The sequence below is a fragment of the Cupriavidus cauae genome (genome assembly GCF_026210475.1).
Lineage (GTDB): Bacteria > Pseudomonadota > Gammaproteobacteria > Burkholderiales > Burkholderiaceae > Cupriavidus > Cupriavidus cauae.
In genome coordinates this window covers 278,131-305,096 of the sequence record NZ_CP080293.1, presented here as the reverse complement: position 1 = coordinate 305,096, position 26,966 = coordinate 278,131, and the positions used below count along the sequence as shown (strand labels likewise).

The 26,966-nt window shown below is 67.9% G+C and carries 23 protein-coding genes, 1 tRNA gene and 1 pseudogene; 16 read left to right on the top strand and 9 right to left on the bottom strand.

The window, feature by feature from the left end; translation table 11 throughout:
• Positions 1–54 precede the first annotated feature (54 nt).
• The 10 genes from murD to lpxC all read left to right on the top strand — a co-directional run bounded on the left by murD (position 55) and on the right by lpxC (position 12,464).
• On the top strand, positions 55–1,614 hold the full coding sequence (murD, locus tag KZ686_RS01375) for a UDP-N-acetylmuramoyl-L-alanine--D-glutamate ligase (RefSeq protein WP_265632865.1): 1,560 nt from the start codon (positions 55–57) through the stop codon (positions 1,612–1,614).
• A complete protein-coding gene (gene ftsW, locus KZ686_RS01370) occupies positions 1,611–2,879 on the top strand; it encodes a putative lipid II flippase FtsW (protein WP_149316567.1) in 1,269 nt (422 codons plus the stop codon). Before murD ends, ftsW begins: the two co-directional genes overlap by 4 nt.
• Before the next feature lie 222 nt (positions 2,880–3,101).
• Positions 3,102–4,178, top strand: a complete 1,077-nt coding sequence (gene murG, locus KZ686_RS01365; protein WP_150082107.1) for an undecaprenyldiphospho-muramoylpentapeptide beta-N-acetylglucosaminyltransferase — start codon at positions 3,102–3,104, stop codon at positions 4,176–4,178.
• Between the two features lie 67 nt (positions 4,179–4,245).
• On the top strand, positions 4,246–5,769 hold the full coding sequence (gene murC / locus KZ686_RS01360) for a UDP-N-acetylmuramate--L-alanine ligase (protein ID WP_223819431.1): 1,524 nt from the start codon (positions 4,246–4,248) through the stop codon (positions 5,767–5,769).
• Positions 5,766–6,758 (top strand): D-alanine--D-alanine ligase, encoded by a 993-nt coding sequence (locus KZ686_RS01355; RefSeq protein ID WP_149316569.1) that lies wholly within the window; start codon positions 5,766–5,768, stop codon positions 6,756–6,758. Before murC ends, KZ686_RS01355 begins: the two co-directional genes overlap by 4 nt.
• A gap of 48 nt (positions 6,759–6,806) precedes the next feature.
• Positions 6,807–7,733, top strand: a complete 927-nt coding sequence (locus tag KZ686_RS01350; protein ID WP_149316570.1) for a cell division protein FtsQ/DivIB — start codon at positions 6,807–6,809, stop codon at positions 7,731–7,733.
• On the top strand, positions 7,730–8,962 hold the full coding sequence (gene ftsA / locus KZ686_RS01345) for a cell division protein FtsA (RefSeq protein ID WP_149316571.1): 1,233 nt from the start codon (positions 7,730–7,732) through the stop codon (positions 8,960–8,962). Before KZ686_RS01350 ends, ftsA begins: the two co-directional genes overlap by 4 nt.
• Positions 8,963–9,127: 165 nt before the next feature.
• Complete coding sequence (gene ftsZ / locus KZ686_RS01340) at positions 9,128–10,321, top strand: cell division protein FtsZ (RefSeq protein WP_149316572.1); 1,194 nt, start codon at positions 9,128–9,130, stop codon at positions 10,319–10,321.
• Positions 10,322–10,786: 465 nt separating this feature from the next.
• Positions 10,787–11,293 carry a peroxiredoxin gene (locus tag KZ686_RS01335; RefSeq protein ID WP_150082111.1) on the top strand — a complete coding sequence of 169 codons (507 nt, stop codon included), beginning with the start codon at positions 10,787–10,789 and terminating at the stop codon, positions 11,291–11,293.
• 253 nt (positions 11,294–11,546) lie between these two features.
• Positions 11,547–12,464, top strand: coding sequence for a UDP-3-O-acyl-N-acetylglucosamine deacetylase (lpxC, locus tag KZ686_RS01330; RefSeq protein ID WP_150082112.1), 918 nt, complete (start codon positions 11,547–11,549; stop codon positions 12,462–12,464).
• A gap of 71 nt (positions 12,465–12,535) precedes the next feature.
• Here lpxC and KZ686_RS01325 read toward each other — a convergent pair whose 3' ends face one another.
• A complete protein-coding gene (locus KZ686_RS01325) occupies positions 12,536–13,048 on the bottom strand; it encodes a DciA family protein (protein WP_149316575.1) in 513 nt (170 codons plus the stop codon).
• A 333-nt stretch (positions 13,049–13,381) separates the two neighbouring features.
• Between KZ686_RS01325 and secA the strand changes: the two genes are divergently transcribed.
• The 4 genes from secA to KZ686_RS01300 all read left to right on the top strand — a co-directional run bounded on the left by secA (position 13,382) and on the right by KZ686_RS01300 (position 18,889).
• The gene (gene secA, locus KZ686_RS01320) at positions 13,382–16,156 is read left to right on the top strand and encodes a preprotein translocase subunit SecA (RefSeq protein ID WP_149316576.1); all 2,775 of its coding nucleotides are present in this window, start codon (positions 13,382–13,384) and stop codon (positions 16,154–16,156) included.
• 46 nt (positions 16,157–16,202) lie between these two features.
• Entirely contained in the window at positions 16,203–17,432 is a 1,230-nt protein-coding gene (gene argJ, locus KZ686_RS01310; protein WP_149316577.1) for a bifunctional glutamate N-acetyltransferase/amino-acid acetyltransferase ArgJ, read from the top strand.
• A gap of 156 nt (positions 17,433–17,588) precedes the next feature.
• Complete coding sequence (locus KZ686_RS01305) at positions 17,589–18,488, top strand: ATP-binding protein (RefSeq protein WP_149316578.1); 900 nt, start codon at positions 17,589–17,591, stop codon at positions 18,486–18,488.
• Positions 18,485–18,889: an NUDIX domain-containing protein gene (locus KZ686_RS01300; protein ID WP_149316579.1), complete on the top strand. Its 405-nt coding sequence runs from the start codon at positions 18,485–18,487 to the stop codon at positions 18,887–18,889. The genes KZ686_RS01305 and KZ686_RS01300 overlap by 4 nt, the downstream gene beginning before the upstream one ends.
• 154 nt (positions 18,890–19,043) lie before the next feature.
• Here the strand turns inward: KZ686_RS01300 and KZ686_RS01295 are convergent, their stop codons facing one another.
• The 8 genes and pseudogenes from KZ686_RS01295 to ispB form a co-directional block, all read right to left on the bottom strand.
• Entirely contained in the window at positions 19,044–19,232 is a 189-nt protein-coding gene (locus KZ686_RS01295; protein ID WP_149316580.1) for a DNA gyrase inhibitor YacG, read from the bottom strand.
• A gap of 6 nt (positions 19,233–19,238) precedes the next feature.
• The gene (gene zapD, locus KZ686_RS01290; RefSeq protein ID WP_149316581.1) at positions 19,239–19,997 is read right to left on the bottom strand and encodes a cell division protein ZapD; all 759 of its coding nucleotides are present in this window, start codon (positions 19,995–19,997) and stop codon (positions 19,239–19,241) included.
• Positions 19,998–20,256: 259 nt separating this feature from the next.
• Entirely contained in the window at positions 20,257–20,889 is a 633-nt protein-coding gene (gene coaE / locus KZ686_RS01285; RefSeq protein ID WP_226107091.1) for a dephospho-CoA kinase, read from the bottom strand.
• A 115-nt stretch (positions 20,890–21,004) separates the two neighbouring features.
• Positions 21,005–21,946, bottom strand: coding sequence for a prepilin peptidase (locus KZ686_RS01280; RefSeq protein WP_283949972.1), 942 nt, complete (start codon positions 21,944–21,946; stop codon positions 21,005–21,007).
• A 1-nt stretch (position 21,947) separates the two neighbouring features.
• Positions 21,948–23,054, bottom strand: a complete 1,107-nt coding sequence (locus tag KZ686_RS01275) for a type II secretion system F family protein (RefSeq protein WP_265632863.1) — start codon at positions 23,052–23,054, stop codon at positions 21,948–21,950.
• A gap of 38 nt (positions 23,055–23,092) precedes the next feature.
• A pseudogene (locus tag KZ686_RS01270) lies at positions 23,093–24,322 on the bottom strand (GspE/PulE family protein); the annotation flags it as partial.
• A 290-nt stretch (positions 24,323–24,612) separates the two neighbouring features.
• Positions 24,613–24,689 (bottom strand) — tRNA-Pro (locus KZ686_RS01265).
• An 18-nt stretch (positions 24,690–24,707) separates the two neighbouring features.
• Positions 24,708–25,637: an octaprenyl diphosphate synthase gene (gene ispB / locus KZ686_RS01260; protein WP_150082151.1), complete on the bottom strand. Its 930-nt coding sequence runs from the start codon at positions 25,635–25,637 to the stop codon at positions 24,708–24,710.
• Positions 25,638–26,265: 628 nt separating this feature from the next.
• Here ispB and rplU point away from each other — a divergent pair.
• Together rplU and rpmA are read left to right on the top strand one after the other, a co-directional pair.
• A complete protein-coding gene (rplU, locus tag KZ686_RS01255) occupies positions 26,266–26,577 on the top strand; it encodes a 50S ribosomal protein L21 (RefSeq protein ID WP_006576525.1) in 312 nt (103 codons plus the stop codon).
• A 66-nt stretch (positions 26,578–26,643) separates the two neighbouring features.
• On the top strand, positions 26,644–26,904 hold the full coding sequence (gene rpmA, locus KZ686_RS01250) for a 50S ribosomal protein L27 (RefSeq protein ID WP_053822556.1): 261 nt from the start codon (positions 26,644–26,646) through the stop codon (positions 26,902–26,904).
• Positions 26,905–26,966 lie beyond the last annotated feature (62 nt).

The following is a 26,966-nucleotide window of genomic DNA, read 5'->3' as shown; positions in this document are numbered from 1 at the left end:
GAACGCAGACCGGCAAGTTGAATCGACGACAGGAAATCAAGGGCAGGAAACGAAGTGTTTGGCGAGTTGCAGACCCCTCATGTGCTGGTACTGGGCCTCGGTGAATCGGGCCTGGCGATGGCGCGCTGGTGCGGCCGGTATGGCTGCGCGCTGCGCGTCGCCGACACGCGTCCGGCGCCCGCCAATCTCGCCTTCCTGCAGGCCGAGCTGCCCTCGGCCGAATTCGTCGGCGGCGCCGCCTTTGCGTCCGCCCTGCCGGCGCTGCTCGACGGCATCGGGCTGATCGCGATCAGCCCGGGCCTGTCGCCCACCGAGCCCGATACCGGCGCGCTGCTGGACGCGGCGCGCGAGCGCGGCATCCCGGTGTGGGGCGAGATCGAACTGTTCGCGCGCGCGCTGGCGCATCTGCAGGCGGAGGCCGGCTACGCGCCGAAGCTGCTGGCGATCACCGGCACCAACGGCAAGACCACCACCACCGCGCTGACCGGCCGGCTGGTCGAGCGCGCCGGCAAGACCGTCGCGGTCGCCGGCAATATCAGCCCGTCGGCGCTGGACAAGCTGTCGGCCTGCATCGCCTCGGCGACGCTGCCCGAGGTCTGGGTGCTCGAGCTGTCCAGCTTCCAGCTGGAGACCACGTATACGCTGGCGCCGCATGCGGCCGCGGTGCTCAACGTCACGCAGGACCATCTGGACTGGCACGGCACCATGCAGGCCTACGCGGCCGCCAAGCAGCGCATCTTCGGGCCGCAAGCCGTGGGCGCCGACGGTGCCGACGGTGCCCGCTGTGTGCAGGTGCTCAACCGCAACGACCGCCTGACGATGGAGATGGCGCGCCCGGGCACGGCGCCGGTGACCTTCGGCACCGACCTGCCCGAAGTGCCGGGCAGCTTCGGCATCCTGCGCGAGGGCGGCATGCCCTGGCTGGTGCTGGCGGAGCCCGATGGCGAGGCCGACGAGGCGAAGCCGCGCCGCCGCAAGAGCGCCGCGGGCGACGAGGCCGCGCCGGTACCCGTGCGGCACAAGCGCCTGATGCCGGCCGATGCGCTGCATATCCGCGGCATGCACAACGCCACCAACGCGATGGCGGCGCTGGCGCTGTGCCGCGCCATCGACCTGCCGCTGAACGCGCTGCTGCACGGCCTGCGCGAGTACCGCGGCGAGCCGCACCGGGTCGAGTGGATCGCCACCATCGACGACGTCGAGTACTTCGACGACAGCAAGGGCACCAATGTCGGCGCGACCGTCGCCGCGCTGTCCGGGCTCGACAAGCGCGTGGTGCTGATCGCCGGTGGCGAGGGCAAGGGCCAGGATTTCTCGCCGCTGGCGGCGCCGGTGGCGCAGTACGCGCGCGCGGTGGTGCTGATCGGCAAGGCCGCCGGCGAACTGCGCGCGGCGCTGGAAGGCACCGGCGTTGCGCTGCTCGACGCGGGCTCGAACGAGGGCGCGCTGGAAGCGGCGGTGCGGCTGGCCGCCGAACAGGCCCAGGCGGGTGACGTGGTGCTGCTGTCGCCGGCCTGCGCGAGCCTGGACATGTTCCGCAATTACGTGCACCGCGCGCAAGTGTTCCGCGCCGCGGTGGAAGAACTGGCGCTGTCCCGGGGGACCATGCCATGAGCGAGATGCAGGCAGAGCGCCAGGCCAAGCGCAGCGGCTTCGTCGGCGCCACCATCGTCGGCGCGACCATCGGCAATGCCTGGGAAGGGCTGCGCGATGCGGTGTCCGGCGTCAAGCCGACCCGCTCGCGGATGATGGAGTACGACCAGCCGCTGCTGTGGGTGGCGATCGTGCTGCTGGCGCTCGGCCTGGTGATGGTCTATTCGGCGACCATCGCGCTGCCCGATTCGCCGCGCTTCGCCAATTACCGCGAGAGCCATTTCCTGATCCGCCATGCGTTCTCGCTGCTGATCGGGCTCGGCGTCGGGCTGCTGGCCTTCCAGGTGCCGGTCAAGTACTGGGACCGCTATGCGCCCAAGCTGTTCGTGCTGGCGCTGATCCTGCTGATCCTGGTGCTGGTGCCCTTCATCGGCAAGGGCGTCAACGGCGCGCGCCGCTGGATTCCGCTGGGCCTGATGAACTTCCAGCCGTCCGAGCTGATGAAGCTGGCGGTGGTGCTGTACGCGGCCAACTACACGGTGCGCAAGCAGGAATGGATGCAGAGCCTGGGCAAGGGCTTCCTGCCGATGGGCGTCGCGGTGGCGGTGGTCGGCATGCTGCTGCTGCTCGAGCCCGACATGGGCGCCTTCCTGGTGATCGCCGCGGTGGCGATGGGCATCCTGTTCCTTGGCGGCGTCAACGGCAAGCTGTTCGGCGCGCTGGTGGCGATCGCGGTGGGCACCTTCGCGCTGCTGATCGCGGTGTCGCCGTGGCGGCGCGAGCGGATCTTCGCCTATCTCGATCCCTGGCGCGAGGAATACGCGCTGGGCAAGGCCTATCAGCTGACGCATTCGCTGATCGCCTTCGGCCGCGGCGAATGGGCCGGGGTGGGGCTGGGCGGCAGCATCGAGAAGCTGCACTACCTGCCCGAGGCGCATACCGACTTCATCCTGGCCGTGATCGGCGAGGAGCTGGGCTTCATCGGCGTGCTGACCGCGATCGTGCTGTTCTACTGGCTGGTGCGCCGCGCCTTCTCGATCGGCCGCACCGCGCTGCAGCTGGACCGCACCTTCGCCGGGCTGGTCGCCAAGGGCATCGGCATCTGGATCGGCTGGCAGGCCTTCATCAACATGGGCGTGAACCTCGGCCTGCTGCCGACCAAGGGCCTGACGCTGCCGATGGTCAGCTACGGCGGTTCGGGGATCCTGATGAACTGCGTCGCGTTGGCCTTGCTGCTCCGTATCGATTACGAAAATCGGGTGTTGATGCGTGGAGGGAAGGTATGACCGGAACGCAGCAACGCCCGATTTCGGCGCAGGCTAACTTCCTGCGCCAGCAGGAAGTTAAGCGAAGCGGCCGAAGCCAAAACAGCGTGTTGATGCGTGGAGGGAAGGTATGACCGGAACGCAGCAACGCCCGATTTCGGCGCAGGCTAACTTCCTGCGCGAGCAGGAAGTTAAGCGAAGCGGCCGAAGCCAAAACAGCGTGTTGATGCGTGGAGGGAAGGTATGAGTTCCACGCAGCCACGCACCCTGCTCGTGATGGCGGGCGGCACCGGGGGCCATGTGTTCCCGGGGCTCGCCGTCGCGCATGCGCTGCGCGCGCAGGGCTGGCGCGTGGTCTGGCTCGGCAACCGCACCGGCATGGAAGCCACCCTGGTGCCGAAGCACGACATCCCGATGGAGTTCATCCAGTTCGGCGGGTTGCGCGGCAAGGGGCTGCTGACCAAGCTGCTGCTGCCCCTGAACCTGCTGCGCGCGTTCTGGCAGAGCATCGGCGCGCTGCGCCGGGTGCGCCCGAGCGTGGTGCTCGGCATGGGCGGCTATATCACCTTCCCGGCCGGCATGATGGCCTCGCTGCTGGGCCGGCCGCTGGTGCTGCACGAGCAGAACTCGATCGCCGGGCTCGCCAACAAGGTGCTGGCCAAGGTCGCCGATCGCGTGCTGTGCGCGTTTCCGCAGACGCTGCCCGGCGCCGAGTGGACCGGCAATCCGGTGCGCGAGGAAGTGGCGGCGCTGATCGAGCCGGCGGCGCGCTACGACGCCCGCCAGGGTCCACTGCGGCTGCTGGTGGTCGGCGGCAGCCTCGGCGCGGCGGCGCTCAATGCGGTGGTCCCGCAGGCGCTGGCGCTGCTGCCGGAAGGCGAGCGGCCGCTGGTGCGGCACCAGGCCGGCGTCAAGCAGATCGACACGCTGCGGGCGAACTACGCCGCGGCAGGGGTCGCGGCCGAAGCGGTGCCCTTCATCGACGACATGGCGCAGGCGTATGCCGACGCCGATCTGGTGATCTGCCGCGCCGGCGCGATGACGGTATCGGAAGTGGCGGCCGCCGGCGTGGCCGCGCTGTTCGTGCCGTTCCCGCATGCGGTGGACGACCACCAGACCACCAACGCGCGCTTCCTGTCGGAACAGGGCGCCGCGCTGCTGGTGCAACAGAACGCATTGACCGCGGAAGGGCTGGCGCAGACGCTGGCCCGGCTGTCGCGGCCGCAACTGAAAGAGATGGCGCAGCGTGCGCGCGGACTCGCCAAGCCGGATGCGACCCGGCGCGTGGCGCAGGTCTGCAGCGAGCTGGCCAGGGATTAGCCAGGGATTTGGCAGGAATGAGCACGGGGAACCGAGGGATCGAGGTCCACCGACAAGCAACGGATTCATGAAGCATATCGTCAAGAACATCCACTTCGTAGGCATCGGCGGCGCCGGCATGAGCGGCATCGCCGAGGTGCTGCTCAATCTCGGCTACCGGGTGTCCGGTTCCGACATGGGCAGCAACGCCGCGACGCGACGCCTGACCGCGCTGGGCGCGACGGTGATGCACGGCCATGACGCCGCGCATATCGCCGGCGCCAACGCGGTGGTGGTGTCGACCGCCGTCAGCGGCGACAACCCCGAGGTGCTGGCCGCGCGCGCCAAGCGCATTCCGGTGGTGCCGCGCGCGGTGATGCTGGCCGAGCTGATGCGCCTGAAGCAGGGCGTCGCGATCGCCGGCACGCACGGCAAGACCACCACCACCAGCCTGGTGGCGTCGGTGCTGGCCGAGGGCGGACTCGATCCGACCTTCGTGATCGGCGGCCGGCTGAACTCGGCCGGCGCCAACGCGCGGCTGGGCACCGGCGACTTCATCGTCGCCGAGGCGGACGAATCGGACGCGTCGTTCCTGAACCTGTTCCCGGTGATCGAGGTCATCACCAATATCGACGCCGACCACATGGACACCTACGGGCATGACTTTGCCCGTCTGAAGCAGGCCTTCATCGAATTCACGCAGCGGCTGCCGTTCTACGGCATCGCGGTGCTGTGCGTCGACGACCCGAACGTGCGCGAGATCCTGCCGTTCGTGTCCAAGCCGGTGGTGCGCTACGGCTTCGCCGAGGACGCCCAGGTGCGCGCGGTCAACGCCCGCGCGGTCGACGGCCAGATGCATTTCACGGTGCTGCGCCAGCTGAACAACCATGCCGAGCCGCCGCTCGACGTGGTGCTGAACCTGCCGGGCCTGCACAACGTGCAGAACGCGCTGGCGGCGATCGCGATCGCCACCGAGCTGGAGGTGCCCGACGCCGCCATCGTCAAGGCGCTGCGCGAATTCCACGGCGTCGGCCGGCGCTTCCAGCGCTATGGCGAGGTGGCCTGCGCGGACGGCAGCGGCACCTTCACGCTGGTCGACGACTACGGCCATCACCCGGTCGAGATGGCGGCGACGCTGGCCGCCGCCCGCGGCGCGTTCCCGGGCCGCCGCCTGGTGCTGGCGTTCCAGCCGCATCGCTTCACGCGCACGCGCGACTGCTTCGAGGACTTCGTCAAGGTGCTCGGCACCGTCGACGCGCTGCTGCTGGCCGAGGTCTACGCGGCCGGCGAGGCGCCGATCGTGGCCGCCGACGGCCGCGCGCTGACGCGCGCGCTGCGCGTCGCCGGCAAGGTCGAGCCGGTCTTCGTCGAGCAGATCGACGACATGCCGCAAGCGGTCCTGGACGCGGCGCGTCCGGGCGACGTGGTGGTGACGATGGGCGCCGGCACGATCGGCGCGGTGCCGGGCCTGCTGGTGTCGGGCCAGGCCGCGGCGTCGGCGGCATCGTCCTCCGCGGCATCGGCGGCATCTTCCCCTTCGCAACCCGCTGCCTCGTCAGCGTCGCAACAACCACAGCAAGCGGCCGTGCCGCAAGCCGGAGGCCAGGCATGAGCTTCGTCCCCAATCCCCAAATCGATCCGAAGACGCTCGGCAAGGTCGGCGTGCTGATGGGCGGCCGTTCGGCCGAACGCGAAATCTCGCTGCTGTCCGGCCAAGGCGTGCTGGCCGCGCTGCAGTCGCGCGGCGTCGACGCGCATGCCTTCGATCCGGCGCTGCGCAGCGTCGCCGAACTGGCCGCGGCCGGCTTTGACCGCGTCTTCATCGCGCTGCACGGCCGCTACGGCGAGGACGGCACCATGCAGGGCCTGCTCGAGCAGCTGGGCATTCCGTACACCGGCAGCGGCGTGCTGGCCTCCGCGCTGGCGATGGACAAGCCCGCCACCAAGCGGCTGTGGAGCACGCATGGGCTGCCGACCCCGCGCTTCGCGATGCTGACGGCCGACTGCACCGAGCGCGAGTTCGACGCGGTGGCGGCGGATCTCGGCCTGCCGCTGATCGTCAAGCCGGCGCGGGAAGGCTCGTCGATCGGGCTGACCAAGGTGACAGAGGCCAGCCAGATGCGCGCCGCCTACGAGAAGGCCGCGGCGCTGGACAACGACGTGATCGCCGAAGCGTTCATCGACGGTGCCGAGCTGACCTGCCCGATCGTCGGCGAGGGCCGCGACGCGGTCGCGCTGCCGGTGATCCGCATCGTCGCGCCCGACGCCAACTACGACTATCAAAACAAGTACTTCACGGACGTTACCCAATACCTGTGCCCGGCGAACCTGGGCGATGCGCTGGAGCAGCGCGTGCGCAGCCTCGCGGTCGAGGCCTTCCGCGTGCTGGGCTGCCGCGGCTGGGCGCGTGCCGACGTGATGCTGACCGCCGACGGCCAGCCCTATCTGCTGGAGATGAACACCTCGCCCGGCATGACAGGCCATTCGCTGGTGCCGATGTCGGCGCGGGCGGCCGGCATCAGCTACGAGGACTTCGTGCTGCAGGTGGTCGCCGCGGCGACGCTGGACCTGCATCCGAACGAGCACTGGAAACCCGAATAACCCGCGGCTGACCCCGTACAACGAAGCCATCGCGCACCCCGAACCGACATGTGGCACAACGCACGCCTGCTGAACCTGATCGCCACCACGCTCTACGCCGTGGTGGTGGTGATGGCGCTCGCGGCCGGCCTGATGTGGCTGGCGCAGCGGCCGGTGTTCGCGATCACCCATGTCGAGCTGGCGCCGATGTACGGCGGCACGCTGCGCCACGTCAATGCGCCCGCGGTGCGGGCCAACGCGCTGGGCAAGCTGTCGGGCAACTTCTTCACGCTGGACCTGGACGCCGCGCGCCAGGCCTTCGAGTCGGTGCCCTGGGTGCGCAAGGCCAGCGTGCGGCGCGAATGGCCGAGCGGCCTGACGGTCAGGATCGAGGAACACGAGGCGCTGGGCACCTGGGGCGCGCCCGATACCGGGCGGTTGATCAATACCTATGGCGAGCTGTTCGTGGCCAATCCCGCCGAGGCGGAAGAGGACGCCCGGCTGCTCGCGCTCGATGGTCCGCCCGGCAGCGAGGCGGATGTCGTCGACAAACTCGAGATCATGCGCGAGTGGTTCCGGCCGTTGAAGGCCGAGCCGCTCGCGGTGACGTTGTCCGGGCGTTACGCCTGGCGGGCCAGGCTGTCCAACGGCATGGTGGTCGAATTCGGACGGGAACAGACCGACCTTGACCGGATGGCGATGGAGGAACGCGTCAAGCGTTTCGTCATCGCCTGGCCGCAGGTGACGGAGCAGTGGGGCAAGCAGATCGAGTACGCGGATTTGCGCTATCCGAACGGGTTTGCCATCCGGGCAGCCAATGTCCGCTTCCTGACCGAGGCCCAGGCGGCAGCCGCCGCCAAGGCCCGCGAGCAGGGGACGAGCAATGCGAACGGCGCCAACCGTGCCAATGCCAATGCAACTGGCGCGAAGCGTGGTCCGGCTTCCAACAACAATCCGACGCGACTGAGAAAAGAGAACGCGGAGAAAACCCGATGAGCAAGGAATACAAGGACCTGTTGGTTGGTCTGGACATCGGCACCTCGAAGGTGGCGGCGGTGGTTGCGGAATTGCGCCCCGACGGCAGCTACGAAGTGATCGGGATGGGCCAATCCGAGTCCAAGGGGTTGAAGAAAGGGGTCGTGGTCAATATCGAGGCCACCGTGCAGTCGATCCAGAAGGCGCTCGAGGAAGCCGAGCTGATGGCCGACTGCAAGATTTCCGAGGTCTTCACCGGCATTGCCGGCAGCCACATCCGCTCGTTCAACTCGAGCGGCATGGTGGCGATCAAGGACAAGGAGGTGACCCAGACCGATGTGGCGCGGGTCATCGAAACGGCGAAGGCGGTCAACATTCCGACCGACCAGCAGATCCTGCACATCCTGACCCAGGAATTCATCATCGACGGCCAGGAGGACGTGCGCGAGCCGATCGGCATGAGCGGCATCCGCCTGGAGGTCAAGGTCCATATCGTGACGGGCGCGGTCAGCGCGGCGCAGAACATCGTCAAGTGCGTGCGCCGCTGCGGGCTGGAGGTACACGACCTGATCCTGCAGCCGCTGGCGTCGAGCCTGGCGGTGCTGACCGAGGACGAGAAGGAGCTCGGCGTGGTGCTGGTCGACATCGGCGGCGGCACCACCGACATCGCGATCTTCAGCGAAGGCGCGATCCGCCATACCGCGGTGATTCCGATCGCCGGCGACCAGATCACCAACGACATCGCGATGGCGCTGCGCACGCCGACGCCCGATGCCGAGGACATCAAGATCCAGTACGGCATCGCCAAGCAGGCGATCGCCGATCCGGAGGAAATGATCGAGGTGCCGGGCGTGGGCGATCGCGGCACGCGCACGCTGTCGCGCCAGGCGCTGGCGGCGGTGATCGAGCCGCGCATCGAGGAGCTGTACTCGCTGGTGCATCAGGTCGTGCGCGAGTCCGGCTACGAGGAATTGCTGTCGTCCGGCATCGTGATCACCGGCGGCACCGCAATGATGCCCGGCATGGTGGAACTGGGAGAGGACATCTTCCTCAAACCGGTTCGGGTTGGCGTTCCGGAGTACCGCGGCAATCTGCACGAGGTGGTCAAGAGCCCGCGCTACTCGACGGTGATGGGCCTGCTGCTGGAAGGCCGCGTGCAACGGATGCGCGGACGCAAGGTCGCGGTGCAGAGCGGTTCGGTCAAGCAGATCTGGACGCGCATGAAGGAATGGTTCGTCGGCAATTTCTGATCGGCCGGCATGAATTGGCGACGCGCCGTCGCCGACTGTCCACCGTGGCGGGCGCGGCGCGTTGATGGAGCAGTTTCTTTCTTTCTTTTGGTTCTTTGTTCAGGAACCAAGGGTTGCGGCGGGGAGGCCGCAGCGTTTGGCGACTGATTTTTCTCGGAGGCAGTGATGGACTTTGACATGATCGAATCGGAAATGCAGGACGGCACCATCATCAAGGTGGTCGGCGTGGGCGGCGCGGGCGGCAACGCCGTGCAGCACATGATCAACCGCGGGGTGCAGGGCGTCGAATTCATCTGCATGAACACCGATGCGCAGGCGCTCAAGCGCTCGACCGCGGCGCGCGTGCTGCAACTGGGCAATACTGGCCTGGGCGCCGGCGCCAAGCCGGAGGTCGGCCGCACCTGCGCCGAATCGGCGCGCGAACAGATCGCCGACGCGCTGCGCGGCGCGCATATGGTCTTCATCACTGCCGGCATGGGCGGCGGCACCGGTACCGGTGCGGCGCCGATCGTGGCGCAGGTCGCCAAGGAGATGGGCATCCTGACCGTCGGCGTGGTCAGCAAGCCGTTCGACTTCGAAGGCGCGCGCCGCGCCAAGGTCGCCGAGCACGGCTCGGCCGAGCTGGAGAACAACGTCGACTCGCTGATCGTCGTGCTCAACGAGAAGCTGTTCGAGGTGATGGGCGACGACGCCGAGATGGACAAGTGCTTCCAGTGCGCGGACGACGTGCTGCACAACGCGGTGGCCGGCATTGCCGAGATCATCAACGTGGACGGCCTGGTCAACGTCGACTTCGAAGACGTCAAGACCGTGATGGGTGAGCAGGGCAAGGCGATGATGGGGACGGCCACGGTGTCGGGCGTCGACCGCGCGCGCCTGGCCGCCGAGCAGGCGGTCGCCAGCCCGCTGCTGGAAGGCGTGGACCTGTCCGGCGCGCGCGGCGTGCTGGTCAACATCACGGCCAGCCGCTCGCTGAAGCTGTCGGAGACCAAGGAAGTCATGAACACCATCCGCAGCTATGCCGCGGAAGATGCGACCGTGATCTTCGGTACCGTCTACGACGACTCGATGGGCGATGCGCTGCGCGTGACCGTGGTCGCCACCGGCCTGGGCCGCGCCAGCAAGAAGCAGCAGCCGATGACGCTGCTCAAGACCGGTACCGACAACATGCCGGTGCAGATGATGGCTGGCCTGCAGCATGGCTCGGCGCTGCACAGCGCGCCGGACTACAGCGGCCTCGATACGCCGGCGGTGTTCCGCAGTTCGCGCGAAACCGCGTCGGCGCACGTGGCCGCGCTGCAGGAGAAGGGTGTCGACACGTACGACATCCCCGCCTTCCTGCGCAAGCAGGCGGACTGAGCACGGCGCGACGTCGACCCACGGCGAGCCGGCTCCCCCGGCCAGCCGATCGCATCGCCGGCAGGTTGCCGGCCGCGCATCCGCGACAGCGGGGCACGATGGGCGCTCCCCATCCGCCCGTGCCGCGCTGCGGATGACGGCCGCCGGCCTTTCGCGCGAGCGAGGAGATTGACGCCGCCCGCTGTCCTCCGTCCGCATCCCGTGCCGGGACAGGCGCGCCGCCGGCCGCCTCCCCGGACTGGTCTCCCGCCGTATCCCGGCCGGGATGTGCCTCCCGTCCGCGCGGCGAGCGCAAGCTCGCCGCGCCTGTTTTTGTCAGTTCTGCTTGCCCGCCTGTCGGCATCCGCCGACAGCGGCCCGCGCCGCCGTCCCACTTGGGATGCCGGAGGGCGGCAACTATGATGCAGACTGGGTTTGGCCAAGGCGTTCGCTGCGCCAACGCCGGGGCTGCCTGAGGAAATCGCCATGATCGAAATCGGTGCACGCGTGCCCGACGCGACGCTGTACGAGTACTTCGAAACCGAGGCCGGCGGCTGCGCGCTCGGTCCCAACGCCTTCTCGGTGGCCGAGCTGGCCAAGGGCCGCCGCATCGTCGTGTTCGGCCTGCCGGGCGCGTTCACGCCGACCTGTTCTGCCCGCCACGTGCCCGGCTTCGTCGAGCAGGCCGACGCGCTGCGCGCCGCCGGCGTCGACGAGATCTGGTGCGTGTCGGTCAACGACGCCTTTGTCATGGGCGCATGGGCGCGCGAGCAGGGCACCGCCGGCAAGGTGCGCATGCTCGGCGACGGCAGCGCCGACTGGACGCGCGCGCTGGGCCTGGAGCAGGACCTGGGCAAGCGCGGCATGGGCGTGCGCTCGCTGCGCTATGCGATGGTGATGGACGATGGCGTGGTCACGCATCTGGCCGTCGAAGCGCCGGGCGAATTCAAGGTCAGCAGCGCCGAAGCGGTGCTCGCGATGTTGCGCGGGTAAGACGGCGTTCTGTGACCTTGGTGGCTGTAGATGTCGAGATGGCGGCATTGGAAGTGATTCAAATGCCGCTTATCCGGTCTTCTGCGGCGATTTTTTCGCCATCCCCCGCATCTTTTCCGGGCCTTTAACCGTCGAATGCCACACCGTTAACACGACGAAACAAAACTGGTGCAGCGCAATATGCTTGCCGGTGGTAAGATACGGTTTATCAGATCTCAAGCCCGATAGATTTTAATAATTAGCAGAGGCCGTCATGCTCAAACAGCGCACTATCAAGTCCCTGGTCAAGACCGTTGGCATTGGCTTGCACTCGGGCCGTAAAGTGACGCTGACATTGCGGCCCGCCCCGACCGATACCGGCATCGTCTTCACCCGCGTCGACCTGCCCGAGCCGGTCGAGATCCCGGTGAAGGCCTCGGCCATCGGCGACACGCGCCTGGCGTCCGTGCTGCAGAAGAACGGCGCGCGCGTTTCCACCATCGAACACCTGATGTCCGCCTGCGCGGGCCTGGGTATCGACAACCTGTTCGTCGACGTCGACGCCGAGGAAATCCCGATCATGGACGGCAGCGCCGCGTCCTTCGTGTTCCTGCTGCAGTCGGCGGGCATCGAGGAGCAGCCGGCGGCCAAGCGCTTCATCCGCGTCAAGAAGGCGGTGGAAGTGCGCGAGGGCGACAAGCTGGCGCGGCTCGAACCCTACTTCGGCTTCAAGCTGTCGTTCACCATCGACTTCCGCCATCCGGCGGTCGACAAGACCGGCCAGACCTTCGAGATCGATTTCGGTGACACCAGCTATGTCCGCGAGATCGCGCGGGCCCGCACCTTCGGCTTCGCGCACGAGGTCGAGGCGCTGCGCGAGATGGGTCTCGCCCGCGGCGGCAGCCTGGACAATGCGATCGTGCTCGACGAGCACCGCATGCTGAACAACGAGGAACTGCGCTATGGCGACGAGTTCGTGCGCCACAAGATCCTTGATGCGATCGGCGATCTCTATGTGGTTGGCCATCCGCTGATCGGCGCCTACGTCGCCAACAAGTCCGGCCACGGGCTGAACAACCAGCTGCTGCGCGCGCTGCTGGCCGACGAGCAGGCCTACGAGATCGTCAGCTTCGAGCGCCAGGAAGAGGCCCCGGCCGCCTTCCTGCCGCAGCTGCAGCCGGCTTTCGCCTGACGCAGGGCGCGCCGCCCGGCGCGCTCGCTTTTCCCCTGGTTCTTCCGCTGGCTTTCCCGCCGGCGGTTCCGCTAGCCGCGTCCCTGGCGGTGCCGCGACAGCAGCGTCTGCACCGCATCCCGCAGCGGCGAGTCCGGCAGCGTCTGCGCCAGTTCGCCGAGGCTGTTCAATCCGGCCGCAGGCACGCCGGTCTTCTTCGGCCGCTCGGCCGGCTCCACGTCCCAGTCGCCGCGCGCGACGTCGGGCTGCACCCGCACCTTGACCGCATCGATCCGCGCCCCGCGCTGCTGCAGCCGCGCCAGCAGGCTGGGTACAATCTGCCGCACTCGCGCCGCGGCGGCGCCGTGGGCCGCCAGCAGCAGCAGCGTGTTCGGCTGCCCCGGGCTGCGGGTGTCCTGGCGCACGCCACCGATTGCGATGCCGGCGCGCATGCCGGGCGGCAGCAGGGCCATCACCTCGGCTTCCAGCGCGGCGAGCTCGCGCGCCGCCTGCATCAGCGAGGACATCGGTCCGGCCTTGGCCAGCCAGTCGTTCAGCGGCTTGGCGGAGGGCGTTTGCAGGGCGTGGTGGGTGAACAGGCGCATGCCGCATTCTAGCTCCAAGGCGGTCTCATGCCGGTCCCAGGCCGGTCCCAGGCCGGCCCCAGGCGGGTCCCAAGCGGGCCACAAGCGGACCCGGGCGCGACCGCTGCGGTGCCGTGCCCGAGACACCATGGCGGCACGGTCCCGACCCGCGCGCGGCGCATCGGGAACCGCGCGGCAAGTGCGCGGGAACGGCACGGGATCGCCCGCGGAACCGCCCCCCGCGCGTGATAAACTCGGCGTTTTGCGCTAATCCTCTCTTCGCCACGCGCGCTTCCCGTCCGGCCCTTCGGCTCGGACGGCAGGACCGCAATCGTGCGCAGGTGACACCAATCGATGATCACGGGCCTTCTCAAGAAAGTCTTCGGCAGCCGTAACGAGCGGCTGATCAAACAATATCGACGGACAGTCGAGCGGATCAACGCGCTGGAGCCGAAGTTCGAAGCACTGTCGGACGACGAACTGCGCGGCATGACCGAACAGTTCCGCCAGCGCCATGCCGGCGGCGAATCGCTCGAATCGCTGTTGCCCGAAGCCTTCGCGGTCTGCCGCGAGGCCAGCAAGCGCGTGATGAAGATGCGCCATTTCGACGTGCAGCTGATCGGCGGCATGGTGCTGAACGACAACAAGATCGCCGAGATGCGTACCGGCGAGGGCAAGACCCTGACCGCGACGCTGGCGGTCTACCTGAACGCGCTGACCGGCAAGGGCGTGCACGTGGTCACGGTCAACGACTACCTGGCCCAGCGCGATGCCGAGTGGATGGGCCGGCTGTACAACTTCCTCGGGCTGTCGGTGGGCGTCAACCTGTCGCAGATGCCGCACGACCAGAAGCAGGCGGCCTACAACAGCGACATCACCTACGGCACCAACAACGAATTCGGCTTCGACTACCTGCGCGACAACATGGTCTACGACCCGGGTCAGCGTGTGCAGCGGCCGTTGCACTATGCGATCGTCGACGAGGTCGATTCGATCCTGATCGACGAGGCGCGCACCCCGCTGATCATCTCGGGCCAGGCGGAGAACCATACCGACCTGTACCAGCGCATGAACGGCATTCCGAAGCTGCTCGAGCGCCAGATCGGCGAGGAGAAGGCCGACGGCACCGGCGTCGAGAAGCCGGGCGATTACTACGTCGACGAGAAGGCGCACCAGGTCTACCTGACCGAGGCCGGCCACGAGAAGGCCGAGCAGATCATGGCCCAGCTGGGCCTGATCGGCGAGGGCGAGTCGCTGTACGCGCCGCAGAACATCACGCTGATGCACCACCTGTACGCGGCCCTGCGCGCGCACAGCCTGTTCCATCGCGACCAGCACTATGTGGTGCAGAACGACGAGGTGGTCATCGTCGACGAGTTCACCGGCCGCCTGATGACCGGCCGCCGCTGGTCCGACGGCCTGCACCAGGCGGTCGAGGCCAAGGAAGGCGTCACCATCCAGCAGGAAAACCAGACGCTGGCGACGATCACCTTCCAGAACTACTTCCGGATGTACGAGAAGCTGGCCGGCATGACCGGCACGGCCGACACCGAGGCCTATGAATTCCAGGAGATCTACGGCCTGGAAGTGGTCGTGATCCCGACCAACAAGCCGACCCAGCGCAAGGACTTCCAGGACCAGATCTTCAAGACCACCAAGGAGCGCTACGACGCCGTGGTGCGCGATATCCGCGAGTGCTTCGAGCGCGGGCAGCCGGTGCTGGTCGGCACCACCTCGATCGAGACCTCGGAATACCTGTCGGACCTGCTGAACAAGGAAAAGCTGCCGCACCAGGTGCTCAACGCCAAGCAGCACGCGCGCGAGGCCGAGATCGTGGCGCAGGCGGGCCGGCCCAAGATGATCACCATCGCCACCAACATGGCGGGCCGCGGTACCGACATCGTGCTGGGCGGCAATGTCGAGAAGCAGGCTGGCTTCATCGAGGCCGATGCGAGCCTGTCGGCCGAGGAAAAGGCCGCGCGCATCGCGCAGCTGAAGTCGGAATGGCAGTCGCTGCACGAGCAGGTCAAGGCCGCGGGCGGCCTGCACATCGTCGGCACCGAGCGCCATGAATCGCGCCGGATCGACAACCAGCTGCGCGGCCGTGCCGGCCGCCAGGGCGACCCGGGCTCGTCGCGCTTCTACCTGTCGCTGGACGACCAGCTGCTGCGCATCTTCGCCGGCGACCGCGTGCGCGCGATCATGGACCGCCTGAAGATGCCCGAGGGCGAACCGATCGAGGCCGGCATCGTGACGCGCTCGATCGAATCGGCGCAGCGCAAGGTCGAGGGCCGCAACTTCGACATCCGCAAGCAGCTGCTGCAGTACGACGACGTCGCCAACGACCAGCGCAAGGAAATCTACAAGCTGCGCAACGAGGTGCTGGAAGCCCAGGACGTCGGCGAGATGATCAAGAGCCTGCGCGAGGGCGTGCTGGTCGATCTGTTCCGCGAGTACGTGCCGGCCGAATCGATGGAAGAGCAGTGGGACATCGCCGGCCTGGAGAAGCGCCTGCGCGACGACTTCGGCCTGGAGCTGCCGCTGGCGCAGACCATCGAGAACGCGCAGAGCATCGAGGACGAGGAACTGCTGCAGATGATCGTATCGGCCGCGGCCGAGCGCTACGAGGCCAAGGTCGCGCAGGTCGGCCGCGAGGCCTTCGCCGGCTTCGAGCGGTCGGTGATGCTGCAGAGCATCGACACGCACTGGCGCGAGCACCTCGCCGCGCTGGACCATCTGCGCCAGGGCATCCATCTGCGCGGCTATGCGCAGAAGGATCCCAAGCAGGAGTACAAGCGCGAGTCGTTCGAGCTGTTCGCGCGCCTGCTGGACGTGATCAAGAGCGAGGTCACGCGCATCGTCTTCAACGTCCAGATCCAGTCGCCGGAAGAGCTCGAGCAGGCCTCGGAGCAGATCGAGGACGACCTGTCGCACGTGGGCAATGTGCGATACCAGCATGACGAGTTCGGCGGCGCCGGCCCCGACACCGGCGAGCGCGCGATCGCGGCGGCGGCACGCGGCGCCCGCGACGACAGCGAAGTGGCCACCATGCCCCGCGTCGGCCGCAACGACCCCTGCCCGTGCGGCTCGGGCAAGAAGTTCAAGCAGTGCCACGGCCGGCTGAGCTGAGCCCGCCGGCGGACACTGGGTATCGCATCGAAGCAAGGAATCGAACATGGCCGTCAACTTGCCGCTGCCGCAGGCAGAGAATCTGAAACCGGTCGCCGGCGTCGAGCTTGGCTGGGCTGAAGCGGGCATCCGCAAGGCCAATCGCAAGGACGTGCTGGTGGTGCGCCTGGCCGAAGGCAGCACCGTCGCGGGCGTCTTCACGCGCAACCGCTTCTGCGCCGCGCCGGTGCAGGTCTGCCGCGAGCATCTGGCGGCCGGCCGCGGCATCCGCGCGCTGGTGATCAACACCGGCAACGCCAATGCCGGCACCGGCGAACCGGGCCTGGCCAACGCACGCGCGACCTGCGACGCGGTCGCCGGCGCGCTGGGCATCGGCGCCGACCAGGTGCTGCCGTTCTCGACCGGCGTGATTCTCGAACCGTTGCCGATGGACCGGCTGCTGGCCGGCGTGCCCAAGGCGATCGCCAACGCGCGCGAGGACAACTGGCTGGCGGCGGCCGAATCGATCATGACCACCGACACGCAGCCGAAGGCCGCGTCGCGCACGGTCCAGATCGGCGGCAAGACCGTCACGCTGACCGGCATCAGCAAGGGCGCCGGCATGATCCGTCCGAATATGGCGACGATGCTGGGCTTCATCGCCACCGATGCGACGGTGGCCCAGCCGGTGCTGCAGGCGCTGGTGTCGCACGCGGCCGATCATTCGTTCAACAGCATCACGATCGACGGCGATACCTCGACCAACGATTCCTTCGTGCTGATCGCCACCGGCCGCGCCGGCGCGCCCGCGATCGAACGCGCCGACGGTGCGGAGTTCACGGCGCTGCGCGATGCGGTGACGTCGCTGGCGCAGGAACTCGCGCAGATGATCGTGCGCGACGGCGAAGGCGCCACCAAGCTGATGACGATCCAGGTCGAGGGCGGACGCGATGTCGCCGAGTGCCGGCAGATCGCCTATGCGGTCGCCCACTCGCCGCTGGTCAAGACCGCGTTCTACGCCTCGGATCCCAATCTGGGCCGGATCCTGGCCGCGGTCGGCTACGCCGGCGTCGACGACCTCGATGTCGGCGGCGTCAACCTGTGGCTCGACGATGTCTGGGTCGCCAGGGACGGCGGCCGCCACCCCGACTACCGCGAGGAAGACGGCCAGCGCGTGATGAAGCAGGCCGAGATCACGGTGCGCATCGCGCTCGGCCGCGGCAATGCCACGGCCACGGTCTGGACCTGCGACCTGTCGCACGACTACGTATCGATCAACGCGGACTATCGTTCCTGATCGTTGTAGGGCGATGCCTTGCCGCCTGGCGAGGCATCGTTCGAACGACGGCGGCGGAGTCCTTTGGCGAGATCGCCATCGCTATCGCTATCACACATCGCCCCGCCATCCCGGCCGTTCCGCTTCTCCCATCCCCCGCCTCTCCGGATTGCCGCCATGTCCGATCTCGCCTCCCGTCTCGACCAATTTCTCGCCCGGCTCGAACAGTGGCTGCCACCGCAGCTGACCGAGGCGGACTGGCAGCAGGCCGTCGCCTTCCGCTGGCGCAAGCGGCAGAGCCTGTTCGGCAATATCGGCTATCTGCAGGCGATCCGGCAGCTGCCGCCGATCCATCTGGACGACCTGAAGAACATCGAGCGCCAGAAGGACGCCATCGTCGCCAATACGCGCCAGTTCGTGCACAAGCTGCCGGCCAACAACGTGCTGCTGACCGGCGCGCGCGGCACCGGCAAGTCGTCGCTGATCAAGGCCTGCCTGAACGCCTTCGTGGATGAGGGGCTGCGCCTGGTGGAAGTCGACAAGGCCGATCTCGGCGACCTGGGCGATATCGTCGAGCAGCTGACGCAGCGGCCGGAACGCTTCGTGATCTTCTGCGACGACCTGTCGTTCGAGGACGGCGAATCGGGCTACAAGTCGCTGAAGTCGGCGCTCGACGGCTCGGTGGCCGCGCAGTCGGACAACGTGCTGGTCTACGCGACCTCGAACCGCCGCCATCTGCTGCCCGAATACATGAAGGACAACGAGGGCTACCGGCACACCGACGATGGCGAGATCCATCCGGGCGAGGTGGTCGAGGAAAAGATCTCGCTGTCCGAGCGCTTTGGGCTGTGGCTGTCGTTCTATCCGCCGAAGCAGGACGAATACCTGAACATCGTCGCGCACTGGCTGCGACAGTTCGGCTGCAGCGACGACGATATCGCCGCGGCGCGCGGCGATGCGCTGGTCTGGGCCCTGGAGCGCGGCTCGCGCTCGGGCCGCGTCGCGTGGCAGTTCGCGCGCGACTGGGGCGGCAAGCACGGCAGGCCTTACGGTACCCATCAGGGCGAGCCGGCATGAGCGGCGCGCGCAAGGTCACCGAGGTCGCGGTCGGCGTGCTGGTACGCCCGGATGGCCGCTTCCTGCTGGCGCAAAGGCCGGCCGGCAAGCCTTACGAGGGCTACTGGGAATTTCCGGGCGGCAAGCTCGAAGCGGGCGAGTCGGTCGAAGCGGCGCTGGCGCGCGAGCTGCACGAGGAATTGGGGCTGGACATCACGGCCTCGACGCGCTGGCACGTGCTCGAGCACGATTACCCGCACGCCTATGTGCGGCTGCACTTCTGCAAGGTCACCGGCTGGGCCGGCGAGCCGGTCGGGCGCGAAGGCCAGGCGTTCTCGTGGGAGCAGGTGCCCGTCACCGTCGGCCCCTTGCTGCCGGCGACGATTCCGGTGGTCGAGTGGTTGGGGGAGGAGGCGGCCTGAGGGCTGCGAGGTGCCTTGGGGGCCGAATGGCGGTCTGAGGACCGAGCGCCGGGCTGAGCGTGGGCGCTCAGCTTTTTTTCGCCGTCACCCATCCATCGCTCAGTCGTCATTCAGTCGATATTCAGCCGTCGCTCAGTCGTCGCTCAGTCGTCGCTCAGTCGTCGTCCCGGTCCTGCTGGTCCTCGGCCGGATTGGCCGGCTTGCCCTCGATCACGTATTTCTCGGCGGCCCAGGCACCCAGGTCGATCTGCTTGCAACGTTCGGAGCAGAAGGGGCGGAACTTGTTTTCCGGCGCCCAGACCACGTCCTTGCCACAGGTCGGGCATTTGACTACGGATGGCATGGCAAATCAGAAATTGCAGAGTTTGAGCAGGAAGGGGATGTCGGCGTCGACCGAGCGCGGTCGCATGTCGCCGTCCTGCTGGGTGAAGCGCACCCACAGCATGTACTTGTTGGCGCTCATCTCGGGGATGAAGGCCAGCAGCGAATCGTCGAGCAGCACCTGCATCAGCTGGTAGCTGCGGCCGGACAGCATCTGCTGGTAGCTGCCGCCGGTGGCGATGACCTTGCCGCTCTGTCCCGACTCGCGCAGCAGCCGCAGCACGGCGTCGGTGCCCACGCGCAGCGGAATCAGCGGCCGTACCCACTTCAGGATGTCGGCGCGCCGTTCCTCGGCCGGCCGGTGCTGCCAGGCATAGTACGAGGGCAGATCGAACTCGCAGGTGCCGCCGGGAATGATCGCGCGGCTGCGGATGCTGGTCAGCCACTCGTTGTCGGTCAGCAGCTGGCCCGCCTTGCCGACGGTCTGGTTCAGCTGCGCGATGGCCTGCTCGAGTTCGCCGATCACCGCGTCCAGCGTCTGCTGGTCGATCTGCGGACTCGAGCGCAGCGCGCTCAGCGCCTGCCGCTGGCGATCGAGTTCCTTGATCAGATCGGTTTTCAGGTCGGCGCGGCCAGCGACGTCGATGATCTCGAACAGCGTGGTCAGCGCGACATGATGCTGCAGCGCATGTTCCTGTCCGAGAAAGTAATCCAGCCGATCGAACAGGTCCTCCAGACGCAGGAGTGTCCTGATGCGTTCGTTGAAAGGATATTCGTACAGAATCAAGGGGAAGTCCGTGCAGCGCGGCGTCGGCCAGCTTGCCGGCCCGGTGCTGGATTCGACAGACGAATCGGCTCAGGCGGGCGCGCGAGGCGATCGGTACAGAATGCATGCGAAGCTCGCATGCGGCCGTATGCATGCACTTGGCAGCATATTCCAACGCATTCTATGCGAGACAGCGCGCAAGGACAATGAAACGCCGCCGATGGTGCCCTCGGCGGCGCCTGATGCGAAGCGTTTGGCGAAGCGAGCGTGTCAGGGATGCTCAGCGCGTGGCGGGCGTGCGCGACGCGGGCTGCATCGCGCGATAGCGGCGATCGAGCGTCTCGACCTGCGGCGGCAGCGCCTCGACCGGTCCATCGTTGTCGATCACATCGTCGGCGACCGCCAGCCGCTGCGCGCGCGTGGCCTGCCTGGCCATGATGGCCTCGACCTGCTCGCGCGAGAAGCCGTTGCGCGCCATCACGCGGGCGATCTGCGTCGCTTCGCTGCAGTCGACCACCAGCACGCGATCGACGCGCTCGCGCCAGCGGCCCGATTCGACCAGCAGCGGTACCACGTGGATCAGATAGGGATGGGCGCCGCCGGCGCGGATCCGGGCCGCGCGCTGCTCGGTGACCTCGCGGATCAGCGGATGCGTGATCGCTTCGAGCCGGGCCTTCGCGGTTGGATCGGAGAACACGAGCGCGCGCATCGCGTCGCGGTCCATCGCGCCGTCGGCGCGCAGACACGTGGGGCCGAAAGCCTCGACCAGCGCGGGAATCGCCGCGCCGCCGGGCGCGGTGATCTCGTGCGCGATCAGATCGGTATCGATCAGCGCGGCGCCGCGCTCGGCAAACAGATCGGCGACGCGGCTCTTGCCGGAGCCGATGCCCCCGGTCAATCCGATTTCCAGCATATGTCTCCAGGGTGAATGGGGCGTTGTTGGGGCATTGTCGGGGCGCTATCGGTGCGCTGGTGGTGCGCTGGTGGTGCGTTGTTGCGGCGTTCGACAGGGGCGTTGTCGGCACGGGTCAGTGATTCACCATCGCGCCCGCTTCGATGGCGGCGCCCGGCGCCAATGCCGGCAGCACCCAGTCGGCGCCGGCGAACAGCACCAGCAGTCCGGCGCCGGCAATGAACGGGCCGAACGGAAACGGCGTATCGCGATCGTGGCGGCGCAGCGCGATCTTGGCAAGACCGTACACCAGCCCGACCACCGACGATACCAGCACCAGCGCGGGCAGCGCCTGCCAGCCGAACCAGGCGCCCAGCGCTGCCATCAGCTTGAAGTCGCCATAGCCCATGCCTTCCTTGCCGCGCAGCAGCTTGAACAGCCAGTAGGTAGTCCACAGCAGCAGGTAGCCGGCGGCCGCGCCGATCACCGCATCGGCGATCGGCGCGAACACGCCCATCAGGTTCAGCAGCAGGCCAAGCCACAACAGCGGCTGCGTGATCTGGTCAGGCAGCAGTTGCGTGTCGGCATCGATCAGCGCCAGCGACAGCAGCGACCAGATCAGCACCATCGCGGCCAGGGCCTGCCAGGTCGGCCCGAAATGCCAGGCGGCCAGCGCGCACAGCGCCGCGCTGGCCAGCTCGACGGCGGGATAGCGCAGGCCGATCGGCTTCCGGCAGGCCGAGCAGCGGCCGCGCAGCACCAGATAGCCGAGCACCGGGATGTTCTCCCACGGGGCGATCGCATGGCCGCAGTGCGGGCACGACGAGCGCGGCACCACGAGGTCGTAGCGTTCCGGGTAGGGCGCGGGCTCGTGGCGCAGCGCGGCCAGATAATTGGCCTCGTCGCGCTCCATCATGCGCGGCAGCCGATGCACGACCACGTTCAGGAAGCTGCCGACCACCAGCCCCAGCAGCGCCGCCGCGCCCAGCAGGAACCACGGCGGCAGCGCGGCCAGCGCGGCGATGGTCCAGGTGCCGGCCGGCATGGCCGCGTTCCAGTTCGACAGGAAGCCTTGCATCTCAGACCACCTGCGCCAGCTTGAAGATCGGTAGATACATTGCGATCACCAGCCCGCCGATCAGCACGCCCAGCACCACGACGATCAGCGGCTCGACCATCCCGGCCACCGCGGCGACGCCCTCGTCGACCTCGCGCTCGCAGCATTGCGCGACATGCAGCAGCATCGTGTCGAGCGCACCGGATTCCTCGCCGATGCGCGTCATCTGCAGCGCCATCGGGTCGAACACGGCGCTGGCGCGCATCGCCGTGGCCAGGCTGGCGCCGCAGCGCACGGCGCGTTCGATCTGCCGGGTGGCGTCGCGATACACGCGATTGCCGGACGCCCCCGCGACCAGCGCCATCGCCTCCACGACGGGCGTGCCCGCGGCGGACAGCGTCGCGAGCGTGCGCGTCCAGCGCGCCACCGCCGCCTTGCGCAGCAGCGGACCGGCCAGCGGCAACAGCAGCAGCGCCCGATCGCGCGCATGGCGCAGCGGCGGCGAGCGGCCCAGCGCATGCCGCAGGCCCAGCCACGCCAGCGGCGGCAGCGCCAGCAGCCACTGCCAATGCACGACGAAGCCGTCGGACAGCGCGATGACGAATTGCGTCGGCGTCGGCAGTTGTGCGCCGGCGCCGAAGCCGACGAAGACCTGCTTGAAGGCCGGAATCACGAACAGCATCAGGATCGTCGTCACGGCGGCGGCTACCGCGAGCACCACCAGCGGATAGCGCAGCGCGGCGCGTACCTGACGGCGCAGCGCGATTGCTTGTTCCTGGCAGGCACAGAGCCTGTCGAGCATCCCACCCAGTGCGCCGCCTTGCTCGCCGGCGTCGACCAGGCTGCAGTACAGCGCATCGAACGTGCGGGGATGCCGGCGCATGGCCTGGGCCAGGCCGCTGCCGCTCTCGATGTCGCCGCGCAATTGCGCCAGCAGACGGCGCCACGCCGGATCGCCGTGGCCGCGCGCAATGATGTCGAGCGCCGGCAGCAGCGGCACGCTCGCGCCCAGCAGCGTCGACAGCTGGCGCGTGAAGCGGGCAATGTCCTCGGCACGGATTCGTGGTGGCGCGATCGTGCGCGCCACGGCGGGGCGGCGGACTGCGGCGCGCGGAGCGGGGGCTGCCATGTTGGACCCGGATGGCATGATCGTTCGGTCGATCTTCGTTATGGATTGGTGGTCGCCAGCACCTCGGCCAGCGAGGTCGTGCCCGCCCTGACCTTGAGCAGCCCGGCCTCGCGCAACGATAGCACGCCCTCGCGGCGCGCCTGCTGCGCCAGCGCGCGCGTACTGCCGCGCGACAGGATGATGCCCTGCATCGCGTCGGAGACCGGCATTACCTGGTGGATGCCGCAGCGCCCGCGGTAGCCGCTGCCGCGGCAGGCGGCGCAGCCGACCGGCTGGCAGGGCTGCCAGTTGCCATCGAGCAGGGCGTCCGCGAAGCCCGCCTCGCGCAGCGCGGCCAGCGGCACCGGGCCGGGCCGTTTGCAGGCGCACAGCATGCGGGCCAGCCGCTGCGCGGTGATGACCAGCACGCTGGCGGCCAGATGGAAGGGCGCGACACCAAGCTGCGCCAGCCGTGTCAGCGTGCCCGGCGCATCGTTGGTATGCAGCGTCGACAGGACCAGATGGCCGGTCTGCGCGGCCTTGACCGCGATATCGGCGGTCTCGGCGTCGCGGATCTCGCCGACCATGATCACGTCCGGGTCCTGACGCAGCAACGCGCGCAGCACGGCCGGAAAGTTCAGGCCGACCTTGTCGTGGATATTGACCTGGTTGATGCCGGCCAGCTGGATCTCTGCTGGGTCCTCGGCCGTCGAGATATTGCGCTCGTCCTGGTTCAGCAGATTGAGAAAGGCGTACAGCGAGACGGTCTTGCCGCTGCCAGTCGGGCCGGTGACCAGCACCATGCCGTGCGGACGGCGCAGACGCTCCAGCAGCACGGCGAGCTGCGCCGGCTCGAAGCCGAGGCCGTCCATGTCGAGCCGCACGCTGGAGGCGTCCAGCATGCGCAGCACGATCTTCTCGCCGAACAGCGTCGGCAGCGTGGATACGCGCAGGTCGATGGCCCGCGTCGCCGCGCCCTGCGGCCCCGCATCGCCGTCGCGCCGCGGCACCACGAAGCGCATGCGGCCATCCTGGGGCACACGCTTCTCGGCGATGTCGAGCCGCGCCAGCACCTTGATCCGTGTCGCGATGCGGTCGCGAATGTCCAGCGGCGGGCGCGCGACCTCGTGCAGCAGTCCATCGATGCGAAAGCGTACGCGGTAGAAGCCTTCGTACGGTTCGAAGTGCAGGTCCGAGGCGCCGCGCCGGCAGGCCTCGGTCAGCAGCGTCTGGACGAAGCGCACGACCGGCGCATCATCGGCCGAGGGCATGGCGGGGTCGTATTCGATCGGCGCATCGGCGGTGGCGATCATGGCGAGGCAGGGCGCAGTGGAGGAGTGGCCCAGTGTGCGACGCGCCGGCCGGGGACGGGAATGCGCGCAGTCTCAAAATGGAATGGCCGGCGCGATGTGGCGTACCTGCCCGGTCCTTGCCCTGGTACCTGCGTAATCGTGGCGTGCAGCAGCCTGCCAAAACGAACGGCGTGCCGAAATGCCGCGGCGCCGGCGGCGATGCGACGACACATCCAACGCACCAAAGCAAAAGGGCCGTGCATCGCTGCACGGCCCTTCTGAAAAACTGGTCGGGGTGAGAGGATTCGAACCTCCGGCCTCTACGTCCCGAACGTAGCGCTCTACCAGGCTAAGCTACACCCCGTTTTTGTTCCCCGCCGCGTCAGAACTGACGTTGCAGCGAGAAAGCACATAACTTTATCAGTGTTTCTTTCAGTTGTGAAGGGGGAAATTGCATTGCCGCGCGTTCGGCCGCATCGGCCTCGCGTTTTGCGGCCTCGAAGGTCGCATCCAGGGCCCCGCATTGATGGATGGCGGAGAACACCGCGTCGAAATGTTCGGTGCCGCCCTGGACGATCGCCTCGCGCGCCAGCGCGCGCTGCTCCGCGGTGCCATGCTCCATCAGATGCAGCAGCGGCAGCGTCGGCTTGCCCTCGCGCAGATCGTCGCCGGCGTTCTTGCCCATCTGCTCCGCGCTGGCGGTGTAGTCCAGCATGTCGTCGATCAGCTGGAAGGCGGTGCCGATGCGGCGCCCGTATTCGGCGGCCGCTTCCTCCATCTCCGCGTCGGCGCCCGCCAGCACCGCGCCGAGCTGGGCCGAGGCCTCGAACAGCTTGGCGGTCTTGTAGCGGATCACCTGGAGGTAGCGCTCCACGGTGACGTCCGGGTCGTGCATGTTGAGCAGCTGCAGCACCTCGCCCTCGGCGATCACGTTGGTCGCATCCGACAGGATCTGCATGATGCGCATGCTGCCGGCATCGACCATCATCTGGAAGGCGCGCGAATAGAGGAAGTCGCCGACCAGCACGCTGGCGGCGTTGCCGAACACCGCGTTGGCGGTCTGGCGGCCGCGCCGCAGCTCGGATTCGTCGACCACGTCGTCGTGCAGCAGCGTGGCGGTGTGGATGAATTCCACCACCGCGGCCAGTTCATGATGGCGATGTCCGTCATAGCCGAGCGCGCGCGCGGACAGCAGCAGGATCACGGGGCGCAGGCGCTTGCCGCCCGCGCCGATGATGTATTCGCCGATCTGTTCGATCAGGGGCACTTCGGAAGACAGGCGCTGCCGGATGACTGCATCGACGGCGCGCATGTCGGCAGCGACCGGAGCGAGCAAGGCAGAGGCGGAAGACTCGGACAAGATGATCACCGTTACGCAGAACGAGCGATTATATGCGATGGCCGTGTCCAGATGGCTTGTCGTACGCGCCATCTCGCGCCATCGCGCACCGGTTCGGCGGCCGGTCTTGCCCGCTGCGGGGCGCCGCCGGAGCGGCGCACGAGCGGCCCCACACGCGGCCCCACACGCGGCCCCACAGGCGGCCCCACAGGCGGCACCACCAGGTGGTCCACACGCGGCGCCTATAATGCGGGCATGAACAAGCCCGCCGCTCCCGATGGCCATGGCCGCCGTCCCTCCCGCCGCCTTGCGTGGTGGGTCGCGTTCGCCGCCCTGGCCGGATTCCTGCTGGCCGAGGCGACCTGAGGGCCGGCTCCGGCAAGTGCGTTGCCCGCCTCTGCGGGCGTATGTGTTTGTTTTCTTTGCACTTTTCCCGTTGCTCGTATAGAATGCCGAGTTTCCTCCGGCTGAACTGCTGTTGTTGCGTCCGTGCCGGCGGGAGATAACCGGGCCGAAAGCGCATTGCCTGGCCGCTTCGCTTCACCGCGAAGCCGCGCCGGCGCTGGCTTTTGGGCGTTTATTCACATCGAGAGGTTCGACAATGTACGCGGTCGTAAAAACCGGCGGCAAGCAATACAAGGTTGCTGCTGGCGAAAAACTGAAAGTAGAACAGATACCGGCAGACATTGGCGCAGAAATCACGCTCGACCAAGTGCTCGCAGTGGGCGCTGGCGACCAGATCAAGTTTGGTACGCCGCTGGTCAGCGGGGCTTCCGTCAAAGCTACCGTTATCTCCCAAGGTCGTCACGACAAAGTGAAGATCTTCAAGATGCGCCGTCGCAAGCATTACCAGAAGCGTCAAGGCCATCGCCAGAACTACACCGAACTGCGCATCGAAGCGATCGTTGCCTGAGTCCACGCGGACGGCAACGAGACAGCAAATCGAGCGACAACTAGGTAAAGCGACAGGAGTTAAGTCATGGCACAGAAAAAAGGCGGCGGTTCCACACGGAACGGCCGCGATTCCGAATCGAAGCGTCTGGGCGTGAAGGTGTTTGGTGGCCAGGCCATCAACGCCGGCGGCATCATCGTCCGCCAGCGCGGTACCCGCGTGCATGCCGGCGAGAACGTCGGCGTGGGCAAGGACCACACCCTCTTCGCCCTGGTTGACGGCCACGTGAAGTTCGCCGTCAAGGGCGCTGCCAAGAAGCAGCAGGTCAGCGTCGTTCCGGCAGCCTGATCACTGCCTTGCAGCACGAAGGCCCCGCAACCCTTGCGGGGCTTTTTCTTTTCTGGCGACAA

Bases quoted from the DNA above. Each gene is read 5' to 3' on its own strand.
- ftsW (WP_149316567.1), top strand. From the start codon at position 1,611: ATGAGCGAGATGCAGGCAGAGCGCCAGGCCAAGCGCAGCGGCTTCGTC.
- murG (WP_150082107.1), top strand. From the start codon at position 3,102: ATGAGTTCCACGCAGCCACGCACCCTGCTCGTGATGGCGGGCGGCACC.
- murC (WP_223819431.1), top strand. From the start codon at position 4,246: ATGAAGCATATCGTCAAGAACATCCACTTCGTAGGCATCGGCGGCGCC.
- KZ686_RS01355 (WP_149316569.1), top strand. From the start codon at position 5,766: ATGAGCTTCGTCCCCAATCCCCAAATCGATCCGAAGACGCTCGGCAAG.
- KZ686_RS01350 (WP_149316570.1), top strand. From the start codon at position 6,807: ATGTGGCACAACGCACGCCTGCTGAACCTGATCGCCACCACGCTCTAC.
- ftsA (WP_149316571.1), top strand. From the start codon at position 7,730: ATGAGCAAGGAATACAAGGACCTGTTGGTTGGTCTGGACATCGGCACC.
- ftsZ (WP_149316572.1), top strand. From the start codon at position 9,128: ATGGACTTTGACATGATCGAATCGGAAATGCAGGACGGCACCATCATC.
- KZ686_RS01335 (WP_150082111.1), top strand. From the start codon at position 10,787: ATGATCGAAATCGGTGCACGCGTGCCCGACGCGACGCTGTACGAGTAC.
- lpxC (WP_150082112.1), top strand. From the start codon at position 11,547: ATGCTCAAACAGCGCACTATCAAGTCCCTGGTCAAGACCGTTGGCATT.
- KZ686_RS01325 (WP_149316575.1), bottom strand. From the start codon at position 13,048: ATGCGCCTGTTCACCCACCACGCCCTGCAAACGCCCTCCGCCAAGCCG.
- secA (WP_149316576.1), top strand. From the start codon at position 13,382: ATGATCACGGGCCTTCTCAAGAAAGTCTTCGGCAGCCGTAACGAGCGG.
- argJ (WP_149316577.1), top strand. From the start codon at position 16,203: ATGGCCGTCAACTTGCCGCTGCCGCAGGCAGAGAATCTGAAACCGGTC.
- KZ686_RS01305 (WP_149316578.1), top strand. From the start codon at position 17,589: ATGTCCGATCTCGCCTCCCGTCTCGACCAATTTCTCGCCCGGCTCGAA.
- KZ686_RS01300 (WP_149316579.1), top strand. From the start codon at position 18,485: ATGAGCGGCGCGCGCAAGGTCACCGAGGTCGCGGTCGGCGTGCTGGTA.
- KZ686_RS01295 (WP_149316580.1), bottom strand. From the start codon at position 19,232: ATGCCATCCGTAGTCAAATGCCCGACCTGTGGCAAGGACGTGGTCTGG.
- coaE (WP_226107091.1), bottom strand. From the start codon at position 20,889: ATGCTGGAAATCGGATTGACCGGGGGCATCGGCTCCGGCAAGAGCCGC.
- KZ686_RS01280 (WP_283949972.1), bottom strand. From the start codon at position 21,946: ATGCAAGGCTTCCTGTCGAACTGGAACGCGGCCATGCCGGCCGGCACC.
- KZ686_RS01275 (WP_265632863.1), bottom strand. From the start codon at position 23,054: ATGGCAGCCCCCGCTCCGCGCGCCGCAGTCCGCCGCCCCGCCGTGGCG.
- ispB (WP_150082151.1), bottom strand. From the start codon at position 25,637: ATGCGCGCCGTCGATGCAGTCATCCGGCAGCGCCTGTCTTCCGAAGTG.
- rplU (WP_006576525.1), top strand. From the start codon at position 26,266: ATGTACGCGGTCGTAAAAACCGGCGGCAAGCAATACAAGGTTGCTGCT.
- rpmA (WP_053822556.1), top strand. From the start codon at position 26,644: ATGGCACAGAAAAAAGGCGGCGGTTCCACACGGAACGGCCGCGATTCC.